The sequence below is a fragment of the Streptomyces sp. NPDC127117 genome (assembly GCF_042677325.1).
In the GTDB taxonomy this organism is placed as follows: domain Bacteria; phylum Actinomycetota; class Actinomycetes; order Streptomycetales; family Streptomycetaceae; genus Streptomyces.
Genome location: NZ_JBHXTM010000063.1, coordinates 34,845 through 40,224 on the forward strand (window position 1 = coordinate 34,845; position 5,380 = coordinate 40,224).

At 71.4% G+C, this 5,380-nt stretch carries 5 protein-coding genes; 4 read left to right on the forward strand and 1 reads right to left on the reverse strand.

What is annotated here, in order from left to right; all coding sequences use genetic code 11:
• Positions 1–148: 148 nt before the first annotated feature.
• The gene (locus ACFVH0_RS34960) at positions 149–1,648 is read right to left on the reverse strand and encodes a PLP-dependent aminotransferase family protein (protein WP_385826903.1); all 1,500 of its coding nucleotides are present in this window, start codon (positions 1,646–1,648) and stop codon (positions 149–151) included.
• A 102-nt stretch (positions 1,649–1,750) separates the two neighbouring features.
• Here ACFVH0_RS34960 and ACFVH0_RS34965 point away from each other — a divergent pair, with 102 nt between their 5' ends.
• The 4 genes from ACFVH0_RS34965 to ACFVH0_RS34980 all read left to right on the forward strand — a co-directional run bounded on the left by ACFVH0_RS34965 (position 1,751) and on the right by ACFVH0_RS34980 (position 5,319).
• Positions 1,751–2,488, forward strand: coding sequence for a YitT family protein (locus ACFVH0_RS34965; protein ID WP_385826905.1), 738 nt, complete (start codon positions 1,751–1,753; stop codon positions 2,486–2,488).
• Positions 2,485–3,249, forward strand: coding sequence for a glycerophosphodiester phosphodiesterase (locus tag ACFVH0_RS34970; RefSeq protein ID WP_385826907.1), 765 nt, complete (start codon positions 2,485–2,487; stop codon positions 3,247–3,249). Before ACFVH0_RS34965 ends, ACFVH0_RS34970 begins: the two co-directional genes overlap by 4 nt.
• A gap of 46 nt (positions 3,250–3,295) precedes the next feature.
• The gene (locus ACFVH0_RS34975; protein WP_385826909.1) at positions 3,296–4,669 is read left to right on the forward strand and encodes an MFS transporter; all 1,374 of its coding nucleotides are present in this window, start codon (positions 3,296–3,298) and stop codon (positions 4,667–4,669) included.
• Positions 4,670–4,944: 275 nt separating this feature from the next.
• Positions 4,945–5,319, forward strand: a complete 375-nt coding sequence (locus ACFVH0_RS34980; RefSeq protein WP_007262928.1) for an RNA polymerase-binding protein RbpA — start codon at positions 4,945–4,947, stop codon at positions 5,317–5,319.
• The last annotated feature ends 61 nt before the right edge of the window (positions 5,320–5,380 follow it).

The following is a 5,380-nucleotide window of genomic DNA, read 5'->3' on the forward strand; positions in this document are numbered from 1 at the left end:
GGGGGGCCCCCCGGGGGCCGCGCCCCCCCCGGCGCCCGGGGCGGGGGCGGTCGGGGGGGGGGGGGGGGGCGTCTTACCGCCGCCCGCCTTGGGGGGGGGGGGCCCCGGCCCCCCCCCCCCACACCCCTTCGGTACGCCGGACGCCGGATCAGGCGACGAACGTACGCGGCGCCTCGATCCCCGCGCCCGCCCCCGAGCCGACCAGCTGCGCCGCTGCCGCGAGCCGTACCGCCGCCTCGTCCGCGACCGGGCCCGCGACCGTGAACGGCAGCCGTACGTACCCCTCGAAGGCGCCGTCGACCCCGAACCGGGGACCGGACGGAACGCGCACCCCGACCCGTTCCCCGGCCACCGCCAGCCGGGAGCCGGAGAGGCCGCCGGTCCGCACCCAGAGCGTCAGGCCGCCGCGCGGGACCGAGAACTCCCAGTCGGGCAGCTCCCGGCGGACCGCGGCGACGAGCGCGTCCCGGTTCTCCCGGGCCTGGTCGCGCCGGACCTGCACGGCCTCCTCCCAGCCGCCGGTGCGCATCAGCCAGTTCACGGCGAGCTGTTCGAGGACCGGCGTGCCCATGTCGGCGTAGGCGCGGGCGGCCACCAGGCTGCGGATCACGTCCGGGGCGGCGCGCACCCAGCCGATCCGCATGCCCGCCCAGAATGCCTTGCTCGCCGATCCGACCGTGATCACGGTGGAGCCCGCCGGATCGAAGGCGCAGACCCGGCGGGGCATCCGTACGTCGGGGTCGAGGCAGAGTTCGTTCATGGTCTCGTCGACGACCAGGACCGTACCGGCGGAGCGGGCCGCGTCCACCAGCTCGCGCCGCTGGTCCTCGTCGGCCAGCGCACCGGTGGGGTTGTGGAAGTCGGCGACGACATAGGCGAGCCGCGGTGCCGCGTCCCGCAGCACCTGGCGCCACCGGTTCATGTCCCAGCCGCCGAGTCCCTCCCCCATCGCCACCGGCACCAGCCGGGCACCCGCCTCCCGCATCAGCTGCAGGATGTTGGCGTAGCTCGGGGACTCCACCGCGATCCGTTCACCCCGGCCCGCGAAGAGGTGGCAGATCGCGTCGATCGCCCCCATCGCTCCGGTGGTGACCATGATCTGCTCGGGCATGGTCGGGATGCCGCGTCCGGTGTAGCGGTCGGCGATCATCTGCCGCAGCGCGGGCAGCCCGGCCGGGTAGTCGCCGTGCGTGTGGGCGTACGGCGCGAGTTCCTCGATGGCGCCCTGGGCCGCCCGGGTCAGCCACGGTTCGGGAGCGGGCAGCGAGGCGCAGCCCAGGTCGATCATCGAGCCGAGCGACTCCGGGGGCAGCGGCTCCAGACCGCGTGCGGGCAGCGGATTCCCGGCGGGCACGGCGGTCCAGCTGCCGGCTCCCCGGCGGGACTCCAGGAATCCCTCGGTCCGCAGCGCCTCGTACGCGGCGGCGACGGTGGTGCGGCTGACGGAGAGGGCGAGCGCCAGTTCGCGTTCGGCGGGGAGCCTGGCGGCGACGGGCACCCGCCCTTCGAGGACGAGCAGACGGATCCCGTCGGCCAGCGCACGATAGGCGGGCGGCCGGCGAGCACCCGGTCCGGCGGGCCGGGGCTGTTGGGCCCGGAGCTGCCGGGCGAGCTGGGCCGCACCCACTGCCGAAGTCCACTGAGCCATGGAAATCAGTCCACCTTCCTCCGATTGGCCATAGTTGGCAGCCAATCCCCTGCCACAGAGTGACATGCGGCAGTCCACTACCACCACACCAGGGGGCACCCCTTGTCCATCACAGCCGTCCCTCGCGGCGCGCACCTCACCCGACGGCTGATCCAGCTGTACGTCGGTCTCGCGCTCTACGGAGCGAGTTCCGCGCTGCTGGTCCGTGCCGGTCTGGGGCTCGAACCCTGGGGCGTGCTGCATCAGGGGCTCGCCGAGCGCACCGGTCTGTCCATCGGGGTCGTCTCGATCATCGTCGGCGCCGCTGTGCTGCTGCTGTGGATTCCGATCAGGCAGCGTCCGGGCCTGGGCACGGTCTCCAACGTCTTCGCCATAGGCATAGCCATGGACGGCACGCTCGCGCTCGTGCCCGACGTGCACGGCCTCACCGCCCGGATCGCCGTGATGGTCGCAGGGGTCGTGGTCAACGGCGTCGCCACCGGGCTGTACATCGCGGCACGGTTCGGCCCCGGTCCGCGTGACGGGCTCATGACCGGGCTGCATCGGCGTACCGGCCGCTCCATCCGGCTGGTGCGGACGCTGATCGAGGTGGCGGTCGTGGCGAGCGGCTTCGTGCTCGGCGGCTCCCTCGGCGCGGGCACCGTCGTGTACGCCCTGGCCATCGGCCCGCTCGCCCAGTTCTTCCTGCGCTTCTTCACGGTCGGCGAGAAGCCGGCCGTGGAGACCGGCGCCGGTGCCGAGGACGCCGCCGGGGAGAGCGCCGCCGTCGCGCCCGCGCCGGACAACGGCGACACCGCCGTCACCGCCCGGACACCGGAGCAGGCCATACTTCCGCAGTGACCTCAGTACGCCACCCCTATCTGGACCATCCCGCGACGATCCCCTTCGCCCATCGCGGCGGTGCGGCGGACGGGATCGAGAACACCACGGCCGCGTTCCGCCGGGCCGCCGACGCCGGGTACCGCTACTTCGAGACCGATGTGCACACCACATCGGACGGCCGTCTGGTGGCGTTCCACGACGCCACCCTGGACCGGGTGACGGACGCCCGCGGCCGGATAGCCGAGCTGCCGTGGAGCGAAGTGCGGCGGGCCAGGGTGGCGGGCCGGGAACCGCTGCCGCTCTTCGAGGAGCTGCTGGAGACGTTCCCCGGCGCCCGCTGGAACGTGGACATCAAGGCCGCCTCCGCCCTGGTTCCGCTGGTCGAGCTGATCCGCCGGACGAATGCCTGGGACCGGGTGTGCGTGGGCTCCTTCTCGGAGGCCCGGGTCGCCGGAGCGCACCGGCTGGCGGGCCCCCGGCTCGCCACCTCCTACGGCGTCCGGGGCGTGCTGGGCCTGCGGCTGCGCTCGTACGGAATACCGGCCGCGCTGCGGGCCGGCGCGGTCTGCGCGCAGGTGCCGGAGAGCCAGAACGGCGTCCGGGTGGTCGACCGGCGCTTCGTGCGCGAGGCGCACTCGCGGGGGCTCCAGGTGCACGTCTGGACGGTGAACGAACCCGAGCGGATGGCAGCGCTCCTCGACCTCGGCGTGGATGGCATCATGACCGATCACATCGAGACGCTGCGCACGGTGCTGAGCGAGCGGGGGGCCTGGGCCTGATGCCGGCCGTGCGACGTCTTCACGGGGAGAGACGAGGGGGTGCGGGTTGAGCGCCGAGACCGCGGAGACCGCTGGGCCGACGGAACCGACAGCGGATGCCGCCGAGGCCGCGAGCCGCAAACGCGAACAACGCGGCTGGTATTTCTACGACTTCGCCTGCTCCGTCTATTCGACGAGCGTCCTGACGGTCTTCATCGGTCCGTATCTCACCTCGACGGCCAAGGCGGCCGCCGACGCCGACGGCTTCGTGCACCCGCTCGGCATACCGGTCCGCGCCGGGTCGCTGTTCGCCTACGCCGTCTCGGTGTCGGTGGTGGTCGCGGTGATCCTGATGCCGGTCGTGGGCGCCGCCGCGGACCGTACGGGGCGCAAGAAGCCGCTGCTCGCGGCCGCCGCCTACACGGGGGCCGCCGCGACCACCGGGATGTTCTTCCTGGAGGGGCACCGCTATCTGCTGGGCGCGTTCCTGCTGATCGTGGCGAACGCCGCGATCTCGGTGTCGATGGTGCTCTACAACGCGTACCTGCCGCAGATCGCCGGACCGGAGGAGCGGGACTCGGTCTCCTCGCGCGGCTGGGCCTTCGGATACACCTCGGGCGCCTTCGTGCTGATCCTGAACCTGGTCCTGTACACGGGCCACGACTCCTTCGGCCTGTCCGAGTCCGACTCGGTACGGATCTGTCTCGCGTCGGCGGGCCTGTGGTGGGGCGCCTTCACGATCGTGCCGCTGCGCAGACTGCGCGACCGCAACGTGGCGCCGGACGGCGAGGGGGCCGTCGGGTCCGGGTGGCGGCAGCTGATGGCCACCCTGCGCGACATGCGCCGCCATCCGCTGACGCTCTCCTTCCTGCTGGCGTACCTGATCTACAACGACGGCGTGCAGACGGTGATCTCCCAGGCCTCGGTGTACGGCTCGGAGGAACTGGACCTCGACCAGACGACCCTGATCACGGCGGTGCTGCTGGTGCAGGTGCTCGCGGTGGCCGGAGCCCTGGGGATGGGCCGGCTGGCCCGGGTGCACGGCGCGAAGCGCACGATCCTCGGTTCGCTCGTCGTCTGGACGCTGATCCTCGTCGCCGGCTATTTCCTCCCGTCCGGGTCGCCGGTCTTCTTCTACGTACTGGCTTCGGCGATCGGCCTGGTGCTGGGCGGCAGCCAGGCGCTGTCGCGCTCGCTCTTCTCCCATCTGGTGCCGCGCGGCAAGGAGGCCGAGTACTTCTCCGCGTACGAGATGAGCGACCGCGGACTGAGCTGGCTGGGGCCACTGGTGTTCGGGCTCGCGTACCAGCTGACCGGCAGCTACCGGGATGCGATCATCTCGTTGGTGATCTTCTTCGTGGTCGGTTCCGTACTGCTCGCGAGGGTGCCGGTCCGGCGGGCCGTGGCGGCCGCGGGCAATCCCGTTCCGGAACGGATTTAGACGTTGAAGTGAAAGGCCGGTAGTGTACGCCTTTGGCCTGCCCGGAGGACCGTTACTGCGAGCGGAAGAAGCCGAACTGTTGGGTGACAACTTCCGCCAGATGTGACAAACCGGGCATCGCTGGGTACTTGAAACCCTGGGAAACCTGAAAAAGCAGCGGCACGACGGGCGACGCATGACCGGCAACGGGAATCTTTACCGCCGACCGGACGTTGACCGGATGACGACGACAGCGACACCTGTCCTGTGGGCGACAAGCCCGGGAGGCACGATTCATGAGTGAGCGAGCTCTCCGCGGCACGCGACTCGTGGTTACCAGCTACGAGACGGACCGCGGCATCGATCTGGCCCCGCGCCAGGCGGTGGAGTACGCATGCCAGAACGGACATCGATTTGAGATGCCGTTCTCGGTAGAGGCGGAAATTCCGCCGGAGTGGGAGTGCAAGGCGTGCGGCGCCATGGCACTCCTGGTGGACGGGGATGGCCCCGAGGAGAAGAAGGGCAAGCCTGCGCGTACGCACTGGGACATGCTCATGGAGCGGCGCACACGCGAGGAGCTGGAGGAAGTGCTCGCCGAGAGGCTGGCGGTTCTGCGCTCCGGAGCCATGAACATCGCCGTACACCCGCGGGACAGCAGGAAGTCTGCCTGACCGCGTAACAACACCTGAGTACGACAGAGCCGCGGGCCGTGACACCGGATGTGTGTCACGG